Origin of the sequence: Bacteroides sp. GD17 (genome assembly GCF_038448625.1) — a bacterium.
GTDB lineage: Bacteria > Bacteroidota > Bacteroidia > Bacteroidales > Bacteroidaceae > Bacteroides.
The window spans coordinates 118,192-135,258 of record NZ_JBCEZS010000009.1; the positions used below are offsets into that span (position 1 = coordinate 118,192).

A 17,067-nucleotide genomic window follows, 5' to 3' on the forward strand; every position below is an offset into this window, starting at 1 on the left:
CTAATTACCTAATACCTTATTATTTCAAGACTTCCAATACATATACCGGCTGGGGATCGAACTCCACCACCCGCTCGCCGTCTCCCTGCCTGGCATGCTGCACAAACAGATGCAACCGGCGTTTCTGCTTCCACAATTCGGTGTCATGGGAAGGTTCCCAGGCATCGACGGAGAAATCAGTCAGGTCGCAAACAGTCCACTTGCCGTTGGCAACGTCTGTTGCATGTGCCAAAGACACCCGGCTTCCACGCTCCGCATCACGAAAGACGTAGAAGATCTCCCCGCCATCCACTACGATACGCGGGCGGGAAATGGGAATCATCTTGGTGCCTCCACCTTTCAAGGAGAAAGGAGAGTGACGATCGGAAACCCGGCGGCTGTGCCACGTTTGCCCGTCGTGCCAGACGATGCGGTACTGAGGAACATCACTGTCGGGGTCGCGCCAATAGGAGGCGATGTACGGATTACCTCCGGCATCGGCACTCATACTGGTCTGATTGATCAGTTCGGAACCTTGCGGAATGCGGCAGGCATACTCGGCATTAGCGGCACGGATAGGCAGGTCGTACTGCTTGCCGTTGGCTTTGTACCAGGTCTTTCCGTTGTCGTAGGAACGGGCGTAGCAGAGGTCGTGGTTGGTTTCTACATGCCACGTTTCTCTCCACACCCAGGACAGATGAATCGTTCCCTGCTCGTCTACATACAGTTGCCAGTAGGCATTCCGTTGGTCTTCGCCGTCAATCAGCACATCTTGCACGCGTTGCCATTTCCGGGTCTTTACATCATAGCTGTTCATCACCAGGTTTCCCCGGCCGGACGAACCGGAACGATAAACGAACAACAAATTCCCTCCGGCCAGTGAGTAAAACTCAGGATAAGTCACATTGCCCTCGTCTATCCCCGTCATCGGTTCTTTCTCTCCCAGTTCCAACGAATAGGGGGCAAGGCTGCGGCAATAGTTCAGCTTCTGCCCGTGATGGTCGAAGGAGACATGGATATAGCCATCGCCGTCCAGCATCATGCTGATAATGTTATGGGCATCTTTTACATTTCCCTGATACTGCGTGCGGTGCAGCGTCCATTGCTCCGAACCGAGATTACGTTTGCCCAATACGAGATAGCCGTCACCATCGTAATAGCTGATGTACTGCTCGTTTCCATGGGTCACCAGCGAATTGTTGCGGAATACGGTCGTATTGACGGAAGTCTGACTGTACCCCTTCCCCACTTCCACCAGATGTGCCTTTGGAGAGGGGCTGGCAACACTTTGTGCCCAAAGTGTTGCAAAACAGCCACCAATCACCAACACAATTAACGTAAACGCTCTATACCTTCTTTTTACCTTATTTCTCATAGTAAGCATGGTCTTTGGGGAAGTCTTCGCCTTCCCATGCCTTCTTCGAAGTCCACGATTGAGGAGCATCTGTCCAGAAAGGATGGTCGGCAGGCAGACCTAACGGCAAGAATGCCAACGAGGCCATGTAGAGGCTGCCGTTATTAGTGTACCAATCAGATATTTTAGGTTGCGAGCCATTGAAGCCCAGCGTCAGGAATCCCTTCTCATTGAAGTTACGGTTGTCTCCGAACATCCGCTTGATGACTGCGGTCATAGCTGCACGCACTTGTCCGTTGGGCAACTCTTCCGGCAGCCAGCCGCGCCATGCCAGCAGGGCAAGGGGCTGAAGCGTACCCGTACGGTAGGTAATGGAACGGCCGAATACCGGGAAAGCACCTTCGGGGGAGATAAAGCGTTCCAATATCATTCCGAAGCGTTGCATGCGTTTCACGCCCCGGTCGAAGTTCTTGGAGTTGAGGTTCCAGCCGCCTTTCTTGCCGCCGTCCGTCATCACTTCCTGGCATTCCACATACATGGGATGGAGTACAAAACTATTGTAATAATCGAATGCAAAGCCCGGCCCGTCGCTGTACCAACCGTCGCCCACATACCATTCTTCCACTTTGCGCAGAGCGGAAGAGATGCGGTAATAATCCGTTTTGGCACCGGCTTTCTTCAAGAAGCATTCTACGGTAGACGAGAACAGTAACCAATTGGTATAAGGCGGGTCTACACGGCGCAGTTGCGTGAACTCTTCGATATAACGCTGCTTGGTCACATCGTCCAAAGGCAACCAAAGTGCCTCATAACCACGCAGGAAACTCTCTGCCACATAGGCAGCATCGACCAGCGGCTGGCCTTCTTTGCGCCAAAGCAGATAGTCCTTGCTTTCGGGGTCTACGGCTTGGGCGTAGCTCTTCAAAGCCCATTCGCGCAGTTGCTTGCGTTGTGCGCCTTCGGCGGTATCGTCATCGGGCAGCGAAAGCCAGGGAGCAAGTCCTGCCATCAGGCGGCCGAAGCATTCCATATAAGTCACGCGCTTGTCCCGTCCGTCCCAGGTGGGGCTCAGTTCCACCAACATGTTTTCCTGAAGCTTGCCCTCGCTCATATTGCTGAGCACCGGGGCGGCCATCTGATAAAGCACACCGGTCCAGAGTTCACGGTCCGTCACTTCCTTTTCCTTACTCTTTTTAGCTGCGGCTTCCTGAGCGGGCAGCAACAGGGCTACTACCAAGAGCAGTCCCAAACATTTACCTATGTTCATGATATTATTTAAGTTTGTTTTAATTCATCTTTCAAGAGAATAAATGATAATTTAGGGGCGTGTGATAACAAGTGTATCTCAAACCCCTCCGCCCGCAAGCGGGCACCTCCCCTTTCAGGCGGAGGAATTTAAGATACTCCGCTAAATTCCCATTTATCCTCTCAATAAAAACATCGTTGCAAAAATATCTCTTTTAAAGCTATCTGAACACCTACAATCCTTTCAAAAAGGATAAAATATCAGTCAATCACTCTCAGATTAGCGACCGGAAGCATCTTTTTGATAAACCCGGACATAATCCACCTCGTACTTCATCGGCATTGCCTTGTCATCAATCTTCCCGCCGTTGATACCGCCGATGGCAAGATTCAGCAAAATATACTGCGGCTTGTGAAAAGGATTCGTTCCTTCACCGGCACTACTGCCATTCACAGTTTTGCTCAACGGAATATCATTCAGCAGCTCGTCGTCCAGATAAATCTTGATAGCCGTTTCGTCCCAATCCATGCGCCAGGTGTGAAACTTGTCCACCCAATGAGGATCGCGGTCGGTAAAATGGGTAAACGGAATCTTCTTGCTGTTCCAGACGGCATTATACCCTTGGTCGCCTCCCCAGCATGCATTAGCCAGGATGTGCGGCACACCGCCGATGCGATAATACTCCATCACATCAATCTCTCCGCACGAAGGCCACGGTAAGCCGCGTCCCAGCAACCAGATGGCAGGCCAGGCACCTCCCGCAACGGGAATCCTGGCACGCACTTCGAGGCGCCCGTACAAAAATTCAAACTTACCGGCAGTAGTCACCGACGAAGAGCTATATTCCACGAACTCGCGCTTCTTGCGCCAATCCCGGCTTCCGGCTTCGTACAAAGGATTCTTCCGATGCTCCTTCCGGGCTTCTATGATCAGGCTGCCGCCTTTGCAAGATGCATTGTCCGGCTGATACCACTGGTCTTCTTCATTGCGGGCATAGCCGTTCTCGTAGTTCCAGGTGGCATCATCCAAACGACCCTCCTGATTGAATTCATCACTCCAAACTAACTTCCATTCCTGGGCAGAAACAGAAGTCAAAGCACAACACGCCAAAAGCGTGAACAGGATCTTTCTTTTACAGTGTTTTCGTAGCATACAAAATCTTAATTTAGATAAACAACATATTAGTTATTGTGGCAAATTTACCCTTTTAATGATACTTTGCGCACCGCACATCGTTCAATAAGGGGGAAATATCAGTCATTCTGTCCGACACTACGAAGAAAAGTCTGTATTCATAGGAAGAAAAGTCTTCTTAGGTGCAAGGCAATCTATAAATAAAGGTTTTATTCTTAAGAATAAAGCCTTTATTTGTACGAATCAAAGCTTTATTTATAAGAATAAAGCCTTTATTCTAAGTTTCGATGCCTATAAAGGCATCTTTGCTATGGCTATCTCCCATCAAAAGCTTACTTTTGCAGCAAACAATCTTCAAGCATCATGGCAGGCATCTATATACATATCCCCTTTTGCAAGACGCGTTGCATCTACTGCGACTTCTATTCCACCACCCGTAGCGACCTGAAGCAACGCTATATCAGCGCTTTATGTCGGGAACTGAGAACACGCAAAGAATATCTGAAAGGCGAACCCGTAGAAACCATCTACCTGGGCGGCGGAACGCCCTCGCAGCTTGCCGAAGAAGACTTCAGGCAAGTGTTCGACGTCATCGCAGAAGTCTATGGAATGGAAGCTGTCCGGGAAATCACCCTCGAAGCCAACCCCGACGACCTGACGGACGAATACATAGCCATGCTGCGCACCCTCCCCTTCAACCGCATCAGCATGGGAATACAGACTTTTGACGACGCTACCCTGCAACTGTTGAACCGCCGCCACAGCGCCACACAAGCCATCGAAGCCGTAGGCCGTTGCCGCCGGGCAGGCTTCCGCAATATCAGCATCGACCTCATCTACGGACTGCCGGGCGAAACGGACGAGCGCTGGAAACGCGACCTTCAGCAAGCCGTCAGCCTCAACGTAGAACACATCTCCGCCTATCACCTGACTTACGAAGAAGGAACCCGCATCTACAAAATGCTGCAAGCGCACCGCATCTGCGAAGTGGACGAAGAAAGCAGCGTACGCTTCTTCTCAACCCTGATAGATACACTCGATGCCGCCGGATACGAGCATTACGAAATATCCAATTTCTGCAAGCCCGGCATGTACTCGCGCCACAACACCTCTTACTGGAAAGGCATTCCCTACCTGGGGTGCGGACCTTCGGCACATTCATTCGACACCGAAAGCAGGGAATGGAACGTTTCTTCACTGGAAAAGTATATCAGCTCCATAGAAGCTGGGCGGCGGGCCTTCGAGACGGAACATCTGGACACCACGACCCGCTACAACGAATACATCATGACCACCCTCCGCACCAAGTGGGGTGTCGATCGGGAAGAAGTAAAACAAAAGTTCGGTGCAGAATTGCAGGGATATTGTACGAAGATGGCTGCTCCGCATCTGAAAAGCGGCAAGCTGAAGATGCAGGATAATCATCTCTACCTCACGCGGGAAGGTATTTTTGTTTCAGACGATATCATAAGCGACTTAATGTTCATAGAATAGTAACATATAGGATATTTCACCGAAAAGTTTTACCTTTGCGCCCACTACTTATCTTAAAGAGGCTGTATGACCGAACAAGAAGTCAGACGATACTTGCGCCAAATGAAGGAGGAAAACTCGGAACAAGCGTTCCATGGTTTCTACGATCTGTGCTACGACCGCTTGTTCCGTATCGCCTACTACTTCGTGAAACATGAAGAATGGGCGCAGGAGATCGTACTCGATGTCTTCATGCGCCTTTGGGAGCAACGCGCCAAGTTGCCGGAGGTGAAGAACATAGAAGATTATTGCTTCATCCTCACCAAGAATGCCTCGCTCAATTATCTGGAAAAGGAGAACCGCCACGCTACCCTCTCCACCGAACAACTTCCCGAACCTACCGACCGGGCCGACTCACCGGAGGACACGCTCATCAGTGAAGAACTCTTTGCCCGCTACGTCAAGGCACTGGACCGCCTGCCCGAACGTTGCCGGGAGGTCTTCATCCGCATACGCGAAGAGAAGCAGAGCTATGCCCAAGTAGCAGAAGAGTTGGATATCAGCGTGAAGACCGTAGATGCACAGTTGCAGAAGGCAGTGACACGATTAAAGGAAAGTCTGCTGGTGTAGTTTTTTGTCTTAACATTCTTTTGCATGATAGCATATAGGGAGTTTCTCAAAACCACCTGTCTTTACTTACAGAAAACTAAACGAACAAAGACTTATGAGAAATTTATGTTATTATGGTGCAAGCCTTATGCTTGCCATGCTCAGCCTGAGCGCATGCAGTGACAACAATGCCAAGTATCCGGACGAGTACCTCGGTTTTGACAAGGTAAACGACAGCTACACGTTCGACAAACAAACGGAAGAAAAAGAAATCGGCATCAAAATCATTGCTGCCCAGAAGAGTGAGAAAGACCGGGAAGTAAAACTCACCGGCAAATGGAAACCAGGTGCACAAGGCGTGTTCCGGCTGATTGATACCAAAGTGGTAATCCCCGCAAAGAAGAAATCGGCAACCGCGCGCATCCTTGTCTTTCCGAAACGGATAAAACAGAGCGAGGAGATACGCATTATCTGCTCGCCCCAAGATACGGAAGCCAAACAAACGCAACTGACCCTAAAGTTGGTTGCCAAATAAAATAAAGAATGAAGGTAAACAACGAGAATTTCGACAAAGTACTGAACAAGCTGATAGCTTCTACCCGCTCGCCCAGAGGACGCTTTGCAGCAAGCAACAGCTGGAAACTGCTGGAACAACAGCTGTTTGCCAAGCGCAAAAAGCGGATGTTCTGGTTGCGAGTGGCAAGCAGTGCGGCAGTGGTGCTACTGTGCGTGGCCAGTTGGGCAGCCTACTATTATATCCTGTCCCCCGAGCCTGCAAAGCCTCAGCCCGCCCCCATGGAAACGCATGCTCCGAAGCCCGTCTCCCTGCCGGACACGCTCTACTTCAGCCAACAGCCGTTGGAGGACATCACCCGCCAACTGTCTGAAATATTCCGCACGCCCATCCGCATCGAGGGAGACAGCCTGAAGAACTACCGCATGACGGGTACCTTCAGTTCGGAAGAAGGTCTGACGCATATTCTCGACCTGCTGAAAGTGGCAGGCAACTTTACCTATACTCAAACCAACGACACTATTACCCTTACTAGCAAACTTAACTGATCATGAACTATTCTACTATCTGTTCACACCACCACATCAGAGCTGTGCTCCTGATGTGCGTGGTTATCTTAAACACTTCGGCCTATGCACAAAATAAAGAAACACGCCTAAGCCTCAACATCCGCAATGCCACGCTGGAAAGTTTTGTGAAACAACTGGAAAATGCCACCGGCTTCTCCTTCGTGTATGGAGAAGAAGTGAAACTGACACGGCGTATCAGTCTGGAAGTAAAGCAACAGACTATCAGCGAGATATTGCAACGTGCTTTCGAGAAAGAGCCCATCGAGTTCGAAATCTCCGGGAAGCATATCTTACTGTACAAGCGGCCCGCGCCGCAGAAATCCGTTAGCCGTAAGTTCACTATCAGCGGATACGTGACCGACGGAGCGTCTTCCGAGACGCTGATTGGTGCCAATATCTTTGAGAGTCGTCGTTCCGCCGGTACTGCCACCAATCCTTTCGGTTTCTATACCATCACTCTGCCGGAGGGGGAGACGGAACTCACTTTCTCTTACTTGGGTTATGCTACCCGGCGCAGCCGCTTTGAATTGACGAAGGACACCGTGCTGAATATTCCCCTGAACAGCAATAACGAACTGGCAGAAGTGGTGGTGCTATCGGACAAGCACGAAGCCGGCATACAGAGCACCGCCATGGGAGCGCACGAAATTCCGATGACGCAGATACGCAACACTCCTTCCATACTGGGTGAAGCCGATTTGCTGAAAACCATCCAGCTGATGCCGGGCGTGCAGGCAGGTATGGAGGGATTTGCGGGCATGTATGTGCGTGGCGGCGGCCCCGACCAGAATCTGGTGCTGCTGGACGGCATTCCGGTGTACAACGCCGACCATCTGCTGGGTGTGTTCTCCATCTTCACACCCGAAGCGGTAAAGAACACCACCCTCTTCAAGAGCTCCTTTCCCGCCCGCTACGGCGGGCGTCTCTCGTCCATCGTTGACGTGCGTACCAACGACGGAGACATGCACCGTTACCATGGCGCACTCAGCATCGGTATGCTGACGGACAAACTGCACATCGAGGGGCCCATCTGGAAAGAACGGACCTCTTTCAGTTTTAGTGCACGTGCCATCCCTACGGTTTTCTTCAAAAACCTCATTGTGGACAAGGACGGTTCCTATGCCGACAAATATAACTATTACTTCTATGACGTCAACGCCAAAGTGAACCACAAGTTCAACGACCGCAGCCGCCTCTTCCTCAGCTTCTACAAAGGGAAAGACCATTATCACTTCGACAGCTACGACAGCAATAGCTCTGGAAATGACAACACATACCAAAGTTACTACAGAGACAACAGCCACCTGAACTGGGGAAACACCATCGCCTACGGTCGCTGGAACTATGTCTTCAACAGCAAACTGTTCTGCAATACCACCCTTTCGTACAATAACTATGAGATGAGCCTGAACGGAGATATGGAAGATACTTACACGGTCAGTAATCAGATACGCGACCAGTACCACTACACTTCCCGATTCAGTTCCGGCATCCGCGACTGGAGTGCACGCATGGATTTTGACTATACACCTGTGCCGCAACACCACATCAAGTTCGGAGCGGAATACATCTACCATACTTTCCGCCCCGGGATCTCCACCTCGAAAGTGCAGGATATAGACGACGGAACCCTTCAGGAAGATACACTCTATAATACAAGCAGCAGTCGGGAAATGCACGGGCAGGAAGTATCTCTTTACGCCGAAGACAACTTCAACATAGGCAGTAACCTCAGCTTGAATGCAGGTGTGCGTACATCGCTGTTTCACACGCAAGGAAAAAGCTACTTCTCAGTGCAACCGCGCCTGTCTGCCCGTTACGATATGGGACAAGGGTTCTCCGCCAAAGCATCTTATACCTGCATGGCGCAGTATGTGCACCTACTTTCTTCTACCCCTTTCTCCATGCCTACCGACCTTTGGGTGCCCATCACCAAAGATATAAGTCCGATGTACGCTAATCAATACTCCATCGGAGGCTATTACTCCGGCCTGGCAGGCTGGGAATTTTCCATTGAGGGATATTATAAGCAAATGCGGCATATACTTGAGTATCAGGAAGGCGTGTCTTTCTTCGGAACTTCTACCAACTGGGAAGAGAAAGTAGAAATGGGCGAAGGGCGCTCCTTCGGATTGGAACTCATGGTGCAAAAGACACTGGGAAAGACTACCGGTTGGCTGGCATACACACTATCTAAGACTGACCACCGTTTTAAGAACGGTACCATCAATCAAGGCAAGTGGTTTCCCTACAAGTACGATCGTCGCCATAGCATCAGTCTCTGCCTGAACCATAAGTTCAGTGAACGTATCGACGTGGGCGCTTCGTGGATCTTCAATACCGGCGGTTGCATTACCGTGCCCGAGAAAGCAACGATCGTAATCAGACCCGATGGCAGCGTTGAAGAAGCCGGCTACATTTCCCATCGAAATAATTATCGCCTGCCCGCCAACCACCGTCTGAACCTGGGCATCAACTTCAACAAGAAAACCAAACACGGCATGCGAACCTGGAATATAAGCGTTTACAATGCATACAATGCGATGAATCCTAACATCGTTTACAGTAAATACCAAAATGGATATGATAACTACAATAATTATTATGAAAGTATCTATCAAGGAGGCAATGGTCAACCTATAAAGAGGGAGAAAGGCAAAACCACCATCAAAAAACTGACAATATTGCCTTGCATCCCTTCTGTTACCTATACCTACAGATTCTAAAAGAGCCCGAATATGAAAACGAAAATGAAATTACACCTTATTATATATATAGTAATTGCCAGCTTTCTGGCAGCTTGCGAAAACGAGATTCCATACAATCCCGGAAAGCAGGAGACACAACTCATTATGAACGCTTTGCTTGATGCCGAACAAGCGGAGAACTACGTCTTCCTGCACTTAGGCGCAGGTTACAGCATCGAGCGCGTAAATGAAGCAACACTTTCACTCTATGTAAATGATAAACTGGTAGAATCGCCGGAAGCTATATCACCAGAAGAATTATACGGTGATTTGAAGGGACAACTTGATAAAGATGGTTATGAAGTATTACTGAAAAGTATACAGTTCAAAAAGTATCGTCTTACTACCGTACTGCATCCCGGCGACAACATCCGCCTGGAAGCTACCGCCGAGAACGGGAGATATCATGCCAGCGCCGAAGTGACCGTACCACAGCCGATAGAAAGCCTGCACGTGGATACCACCCTCGCCTACCTGCGCGAGTACAACGGACAAAAACTTTACCGCCAATACAAAATAACCCTGCAAGACCGTCCCAGCGAAAAAAACTACTATCGTCTGGATATCCGGAACGACCTCAGTTACCGTGGTGAATACCGCGAATACATAACAGACGAAAACGGTGACCTCATCCCCAGCGAAGACGGATGGAGCTGGCTCTACAACAAAAAGGATACCCTTTTCAATTATAGCAATACAGAGCTTATCAACCGCGAAGACGTGATACTAACCGACGGACATCCCGGTAGCTACGATGATGAAGAAAATGAGTTGTTCCCTACCATCAAGAACAAATACAATATCTTCACCGACAACAATTTCAGTAATTCTTCTGCCACGTTGAAAGTCTATACCCCCCATTACATCAATTATTATCCGATGCTGAATGATTATTCTTCTCCGTCGGATATCAATTACGACCAAATATACTATACGCATACCATCACTATCCGGTTACTCACACTCACCGAAGCAGAATACCGCTACCTGAATGCCTTGAACAGTCTGGACGATGAGGATTATGACGAAGCACTGATGGAACCGGTCAGCCTACCCTGCAATGTAGAGGGAGGACTGGGCTTTGTAGGGGTTGCTGCAGAGGCGAAAATAAGAATGGAATTTCCTGAAGTGCAACGATGGAATTGAGATAGCGATTATCGTTTTGCTCTCAAAATAGTCGATATTACATCAAACAGATGACTTCTAAAGGGTATTTATTACAAATACATTACATTTTAATTCGAAAACAGCCGTTTTCACACCTATTAATTGATATAAATCAAGAAATGACAGCATAACCTACACTTTCCTTTGCATTCGTTTTTGTGTTATAAAACATATTTCTACATTTGCATAGGTAAAAAGAAAAAGCTAAGCGCTTAGATAGTTTTCAGTAGGTATTAGGTTTAGATTGAGATTAGTTTTTAGGATTAACAATTAAAAAAGTAGGTATTATGAAACGTTTAGGATTAACATTGGTAGCAGCAGTATGTCTGGCTACAGCAACATTTGCAGCAGGAAAGCAACCTACAACTGCAAAAACAATTGAAACAGCAAAATGGGAAGGCAGCATCAACGTAAGTAAGCTGAGCAAGTATCTGAACTTGAACGCCGACCAGCACGAAGAAGTAGCAAACATCTGCGAATTCTTCACCGAACAGATGGAACGCGCCACAAGTTCAAAGAAAAACCAGGAAAAGCTGCTTCGTAATGCAGTTTATGGAAATCTGAAACTGATGAAGAAGACTTTGGACGAAAAGCAATATGCAGATTACGCCAGAGTACTGAACGTCACACTGCAGAACAAAGGCATCGAAGTGAAGTAAAACCCACTTCTGATAATTACAGAAAAAGTATTTGATTGTAGATAAAGAGAGGCACCGGACTTTGCGTTCAGCGCCTCTCTTCTTTTATAAACAGAATCGATCCTGCAATTCTTTCTTGAATTTTCTGGAAACGAGAAGTTCTGTCACCTTATCGAAAGGAGGATAAAGCATACACTTATTATCTTTTATAATCATCAGATAGTCAATGTTGATAATATACGACTGGTGTATCTGGACGAAGCTGGATGAATACTGGGTAATTTGCTCGGCAGTCATTCCACGGCGTAAAACCAGCGGAGGCTGATTATTGAGTATGACTTCCCACTGCTTGCGGTCCGAGCAATAACGGAAGAAACCAATCTCGGCCGGGCGCAATGCACGCATATCATTGGTCGGTGTAAATACGATAAACGTCTGTCCGGTATGCAGAGGAGTACCTACGGGCAAGGATACTCCTTGCCCCGCTTCGGCTTGTTTTATAAAACGGACAAGGATATCTTTCAAGTCCTGTTCTTCGAAAGGTTTCAACAGATAGTCGAAAGCCGCTTCGCGGATAGCTTGTATCATGTATTTGTCGTAGGCTGTATAAAATACCACCCGCATATTCCATGAAACACTGTCGCGCATCTCCTGCAACAATTCCATACCGGTTATATCCGGCATCTCTACATCCAGAAACACCAGATCCGGCTGTATCTTTAGTATCAGTTTCTTCCCTTGTTTACCATTCCGTGCCGTTCCCTCCAAAGAGAAACGGGCATCTTTTCTCAGTTCGAAGCTCAGATTTTCAAGAGCCACTTCGTCATCGTCGACTATAACAACCTTATACTTATCCATGTTCATTTTATGTTTTTCTCACGGCGAATATAGGTATTATATTACTTTCGGGCAAAGTGACCAAGTGCCATTTACCAACCATTCGTCTATAATACATCCTATCCTTACTAAAAACAGGACTAAGCAGTCTTTCTTTAAATTCGATAATCATAGTTATCGGGCAACCGGAATGCAACTTCGCACCCTATTTCCCCATTGGGCAGGGAGACATTATGCACCGAAACATCAATAGATTCTTTGTTTTTATTATTGAGTATCTGGATGGTTTGCATAATAACCTTCATTCCCGTGCCGGTACCTCTGTTCTTACTGTTCGGTCGATAGCCCCCCCCATTATCCGTGATTTTAATGCAGATGAAACTCTCCTGGCGGCAAACGGAAATCCAGAGATTACGGTCGCCTTCCTTCCCCCGCAAGGCATGCTTCACGGCATTCTCAACCGGAATCTGTATCATCATGGAGGGAATCGAAACATGTTCGGGATGCACATCTTCCCCTATCTCTATCTCCGAATGAAATGCCGAACCTAAAGAACGGCGTTCCAAGTCGATATAAGTTTTCACAAAATCCAGTTCCTCGGCCAGGGTAACACATAGTTGTTCCGCCAGTTCGAGGTTACGGCGCATCAGTTTTACCAATGAGGAGAGTTCCCGTTGTTCCTCCGTCTTCCGGCCTGCCATCTCCTGGTTGAGCACATTGAAGATGAAATGAGGCGACAAACGGTTACGGATATTCTCCAAGCGGAGTGTGGAAACGGTGCGACGACTCTGAGCAAGCAGTAAAGCACGTTTCTTCTTACTATAGAGATAGAGGAAACCGGCAATTAAAACAGCTACCACTGCGATGGCAAGTATCACAAGGCGGGTTTGCCGCAACGTCAACATTTCGTTCCGCTGTTTTTGGAACAGGACTTTATGTGCCATCAAGGTAGAATCTTGCTGGTAACGCATAGTCAAGTCCGCCGTATGCATCCGCACACGCTCGTTCCGGACGGAATCATCAAGCAGGTTGTTTTCTTTCAGATAGTAATAGGCTTGCTGATAATTGTTTGTTTCTTCATAGAACTGCTGAAGGTATTTATTGCGGATATGCACCATGTCGGGGTCAATATCCGGCGGAGCAACACTCTCCGAAAGTATGCGGCGGGCTTTCTGAAAGTCTTTTTGCAACAATGCCAGTTCAATCTTCTGCGTATCGATATAGTAAAGGGCAGTAGTCACACCCAGCTGTTCGAAGAAAGGCTCACACTTATTCATGTATTTGGCAGCAGAATCGGCCTCATTGAGTTGAAGAAAACAGTCTCCCAAGTTCAGCCAGCTCAGATTTAACTCAAAACCCATATCGGGATAGTCTTCTACCAAGCTGACTACTTTTTTGAAATAATCCATAGCCGTCTCGTAATCTTCCCGATAGTAGTAAGAGGTTCCTCTGTTATTCAGATAGATATATTTCTCATACGGCAGCATGCTTTCATAACTTCCGGCAGCGAGGTTATTGTAATAGTCGCACTGCTCAAAATCGCGCATCGTGACGTAGACTTGTGCCAATCCGTAATAAATAGGAGGCTTCTTGGCGGAAGTGATGTTCAATGAATCGCACAACAACAAGGCCCTTCTATACCAGGCAGCGCCCACATCCAACTTTCCCAGACGGTTGCTGGCATCGGCAAGGTTCATCAAGATGTCCGGGATGACTTCAATCTTGGTGCCTTGCATCCGCTGTTCATAGGCTTTCCGGAAATAATATTCGGCAGAGTCCATGTAGCCCGTCCGCGCGTAAATGTTCCCCCGCATATTGAAGCATTCCGAACTCAAATCCGCTATCTGCGGGGAATACGGTTGCTTTTGTACAAAATCTTCTATCTGACGAATGACAATTCGTGCCGAATCGAGTTGCGAAGTAATCAGATAGGTCTTCAAAGTCATAGACAGATAACTGTACTTCACCAGACTGTCCTGTGCTTCTTCCATTCGCTGAAAAGCCTTTGCCCGCACCCTTCGGGGAGCAATGGCCACGGAATCTCCGTGCATGCGGGAAAAAGTCTCGAATGCCTGTAGGTCCAAGTCTTCGGGCTTCTTATTTCCAGATACACAAGCATTAAAAACAATTAACCCTATCAATAAGAAATAGATATAAAACAGGGTACGCTTTCTTGCACTTTCACTCATATCTCACTCTTCAATTAGCTTGTTTATTCAATGTATTTTGCAAACTTAAAATATTTTTGCGAATAACAATAAAATAAAACAAGTTTTTCTTAACAGACAGAGAATATTTACCAACCGGATTCCAACTTCACACGCCACTTTCTCTTTTTCTATTCCTGCTTCACGTACTACTTAGCTAATATGCCTCAACGCATCAAACTGGAATGAAAATAAAAAGAATTACTGTATTTACTTGCAAGTAAATACAAAGAATCGTATAACAAGCCATTCTTTTTTCAACAAAAAAGAGCAGCATAGTAATACATTTATCCTCATAAACCACAATAAAGCATTTTGGTACATTTCTCAATTTTCTCTATTTTCTTATTTACATTTTTATTAATTACTTTGTAGAGAGAGAATTACAAATACATAAAGAGGCAATTCTCCAAAAAAGGACAAATCTTTTAATTTATAGGGTATGTTAAACACAGGACAGATTATAGCAGATAGATATGAGCTACTCAAACAATTAGGCAGAGGAGGCTTTTCTGAAGTCTGGTTGGCACAAGATAAATTGACGGATGTCAAAGTTGCCATAAAAATATATGCACCGGGAATGGGACTTGATGATGCAGGTATTTCTCTTTTCACGCAAGAGTTTGCTTTGGTTTTTGATATGAATCACACCAATTTGCTACATCCCACCTATTATGACTGTTGGGAGCGAATGCCTTATCTCATTTTACCTTTCTGCAAAAACGGATCTACATTCAAATATCTTACTAATAATAGTCGGATTACAGAAACTGAAAGTTGGCATTTGCTTCATGATGTTGCTGAAGGATTGGCTTATCTGCATGCAAAGACTCCCCCCGTTATTCACCAAGACATCAAGCCCGATAACATCTTGATCAATGATGAAGGTGGATATATGATTACCGATTTTGGTATCAGCGCAAGAATTAGAAGTACGTTACGTAGAAATCAAGCGCAAGAATCAAGTGGAGGAACATTAGCCTATATGGGACCGGAGCGTTTCGGACCATCACCTGCCCCCATCATGGCCAGTGACATTTGGTCATTGGGCGCAACGATGTACGAATTGTTGACCGGTATGCCGCCTTATGGAGACCATGGAGGTGTATTGCAGAAAAACGGTGCAGATATCCCACTCATCAATGAAGATTTCTCACAAGAGCTGAAAGATATCATTTATAAATGTCTTGCCTTGAATACTTGGGACAGACCTACAGCAAAACAAGTGGCTGATTACACAAATCAACATATAAATGAAAAGAATTCCGTAGAACCGCAACCGTCTGATATAAAAGAGAATATTCCGGTTCAACCTAAAAAGAAAAACAATAAGTTTATCATTGCAGTTGCCGGTATAGCTGCATGTATCATAGCTATACTGACCATCTATTTATCTACGAGCGGAGGAAAAACAGAAGCGGAACCGGGACCAATACAAGACACAATTCCTGCCATTGATTATAACAAACTGTGTATGTCCATCATTCTGGAAGGCAAGAGCTATGAAGCCCTCGGAGACACATTCCGGTATCAAATTGACAGTTTGAAGCAAAAGAACGATTCTGTATTCGAAGACTTCTATATTATCGCTATGGGAAAATACCGCCAAGCGGACTACTACAAAGACTCCGTTTCAACAACGATATATAAAGATATAAAAGAAAGGATGAGCCAAGTAGAAGATGTATTAGACTCTGCATACTATGTATTTACAGAGTTGGCAGGTACGATGAAAAAGCTGGATCAGGCAGAAGCCTCTCAAGTTTTTGAAAATCGCGCAAAGAAAATAGAACCATACATAAACATAGATAATAATGAAAATGAAGAAGTACATTAAATTAATTATTCTTGCCTTCGCGCTTTCTATGCCAATAAGTAGTGCATGGGGACAATGTGCAGCCCTTTATCAAAAAGGGGAAACAAACATGAAGAGAAAGAAATATCAAGAAGCAATCAAAGCTTTTAAAGCAGCCATGCAATGTGACAGTAAGCTGACGGAAGCTTGCATGAGCAAAATCAAGACATGTGAGAATATCCTTCACCCTACTCCCGCCCCTGAGCCTGTCATATCCAGACTTGCGGTTACTCCAAAGTCTGTACAATTTGGCTGCGAGACAAAAAGTGGAGAGACCATCAAAGTAGAAAGCACCCCACAAGAATGGACAGCTACATCGGATGCCGACTGGTGTACTGTAGTTCCAAAAGAAAAAACATTGTCTATAAACTGTCAGACTAATTGGTTGACTACAGAACGTAGAGCCACGATCACTATCAGCAACGAGAAGATGAAAGAGAAAGTCATCGTGATACAAGGCGGACAGAAAGAGTTTATCAACATAGCATTAGAAACATTGGAATTCAGCGCCAAAGGAGAGATAAAAGAACTGCAAGTAGACACCAATGCCGAATGGGAAGTCGCAGATATACCCGAGTGGTGCGAAGCCATAGCAAAAGACCGTGGCAAACTGATCCTAAAAGTGGAGAAGACTAAGAAAGCCAGAACGGGAACTCTCATTGTGAAGAGCAAAGGAGGAGAAATCTCTTCAATCATCATTTCCCAGAAAAAAGGAGGATTATTCTAAAAATAAGTTCT

General features: G+C 46.6%; 14 protein-coding genes. 9 read left to right on the forward strand and 5 right to left on the reverse strand.

Features of this window, described 5'->3' with window-relative positions; genetic code table 11:
* Positions 1-19: 19 nt before the first annotated feature.
* The 3 genes from AAE250_RS15105 to AAE250_RS15115 all read right to left on the reverse strand — a co-directional run bounded on the left by AAE250_RS15105 (position 20) and on the right by AAE250_RS15115 (position 3,731).
* Positions 20-1,354: a BNR repeat-containing protein gene (locus AAE250_RS15105; protein WP_294598350.1), complete on the reverse strand. Its 1,335-nt coding sequence runs from the start codon at positions 1,352-1,354 to the stop codon at positions 20-22.
* Entirely contained in the window at positions 1,344-2,600 is a 1,257-nt protein-coding gene (locus AAE250_RS15110; RefSeq protein ID WP_294598353.1) for a DUF2264 domain-containing protein, read from the reverse strand. Before AAE250_RS15110 ends, AAE250_RS15105 begins: the two co-directional genes overlap by 11 nt.
* A gap of 258 nt (positions 2,601-2,858) precedes the next feature.
* The gene (locus AAE250_RS15115; protein ID WP_294598356.1) at positions 2,859-3,731 is read right to left on the reverse strand and encodes a glycoside hydrolase family 16 protein; all 873 of its coding nucleotides are present in this window, start codon (positions 3,729-3,731) and stop codon (positions 2,859-2,861) included.
* Between the two features lie 345 nt (positions 3,732-4,076).
* Here AAE250_RS15115 and hemW point away from each other — a divergent pair, with 345 nt between their 5' ends.
* From hemW to AAE250_RS15150, 7 genes are all read left to right on the forward strand, one after another.
* On the forward strand, positions 4,077-5,207 hold the full coding sequence (hemW, locus tag AAE250_RS15120) for a radical SAM family heme chaperone HemW (protein ID WP_294598359.1): 1,131 nt from the start codon (positions 4,077-4,079) through the stop codon (positions 5,205-5,207).
* Between the two features lie 66 nt (positions 5,208-5,273).
* Positions 5,274-5,816, forward strand: a complete 543-nt coding sequence (locus AAE250_RS15125; protein WP_294598362.1) for an RNA polymerase sigma-70 factor — start codon at positions 5,274-5,276, stop codon at positions 5,814-5,816.
* Positions 5,817-5,910: 94 nt separating this feature from the next.
* Positions 5,911-6,330, forward strand: a complete 420-nt coding sequence (locus AAE250_RS15130; protein ID WP_294598364.1) for a hypothetical protein — start codon at positions 5,911-5,913, stop codon at positions 6,328-6,330.
* An 8-nt stretch (positions 6,331-6,338) separates the two neighbouring features.
* Positions 6,339-6,857, forward strand: coding sequence for a DUF4974 domain-containing protein (locus AAE250_RS15135; RefSeq protein WP_294598365.1), 519 nt, complete (start codon positions 6,339-6,341; stop codon positions 6,855-6,857).
* Between the two features lie 2 nt (positions 6,858-6,859).
* A complete protein-coding gene (locus AAE250_RS15140; protein WP_294598366.1) occupies positions 6,860-9,604 on the forward strand; it encodes a TonB-dependent receptor in 2,745 nt (914 codons plus the stop codon).
* Between the two features lie 12 nt (positions 9,605-9,616).
* Complete coding sequence (locus AAE250_RS15145; RefSeq protein ID WP_294598368.1) at positions 9,617-10,771, forward strand: DUF4249 domain-containing protein; 1,155 nt, start codon at positions 9,617-9,619, stop codon at positions 10,769-10,771.
* A 308-nt stretch (positions 10,772-11,079) separates the two neighbouring features.
* Entirely contained in the window at positions 11,080-11,451 is a 372-nt protein-coding gene (locus tag AAE250_RS15150) for a hypothetical protein (protein WP_294598370.1), read from the forward strand.
* 84 nt (positions 11,452-11,535) lie between these two features.
* Here the strand turns inward: AAE250_RS15150 and AAE250_RS15155 are convergent, their stop codons facing one another.
* On the reverse strand, positions 11,536-12,288 hold the full coding sequence (locus tag AAE250_RS15155; RefSeq protein ID WP_294598372.1) for a LytR/AlgR family response regulator transcription factor: 753 nt from the start codon (positions 12,286-12,288) through the stop codon (positions 11,536-11,538).
* 134 nt (positions 12,289-12,422) lie between these two features.
* Positions 12,423-14,456 (reverse strand): tetratricopeptide repeat-containing sensor histidine kinase, encoded by a 2,034-nt coding sequence (locus AAE250_RS15160; RefSeq protein WP_294598374.1) that lies wholly within the window; start codon positions 14,454-14,456, stop codon positions 12,423-12,425.
* Between the two features lie 460 nt (positions 14,457-14,916).
* Here AAE250_RS15160 and AAE250_RS15165 point away from each other — a divergent pair, with 460 nt between their 5' ends.
* Positions 14,917-16,311: a serine/threonine protein kinase gene (locus AAE250_RS15165; protein ID WP_294598377.1), complete on the forward strand. Its 1,395-nt coding sequence runs from the start codon at positions 14,917-14,919 to the stop codon at positions 16,309-16,311.
* Between the two features lie 88 nt (positions 16,312-16,399).
* Positions 16,400-17,056: a BACON domain-containing protein gene (locus AAE250_RS15170; RefSeq protein ID WP_294598380.1), complete on the forward strand. Its 657-nt coding sequence runs from the start codon at positions 16,400-16,402 to the stop codon at positions 17,054-17,056.
* The last annotated feature ends 11 nt before the right edge of the window (positions 17,057-17,067 follow it).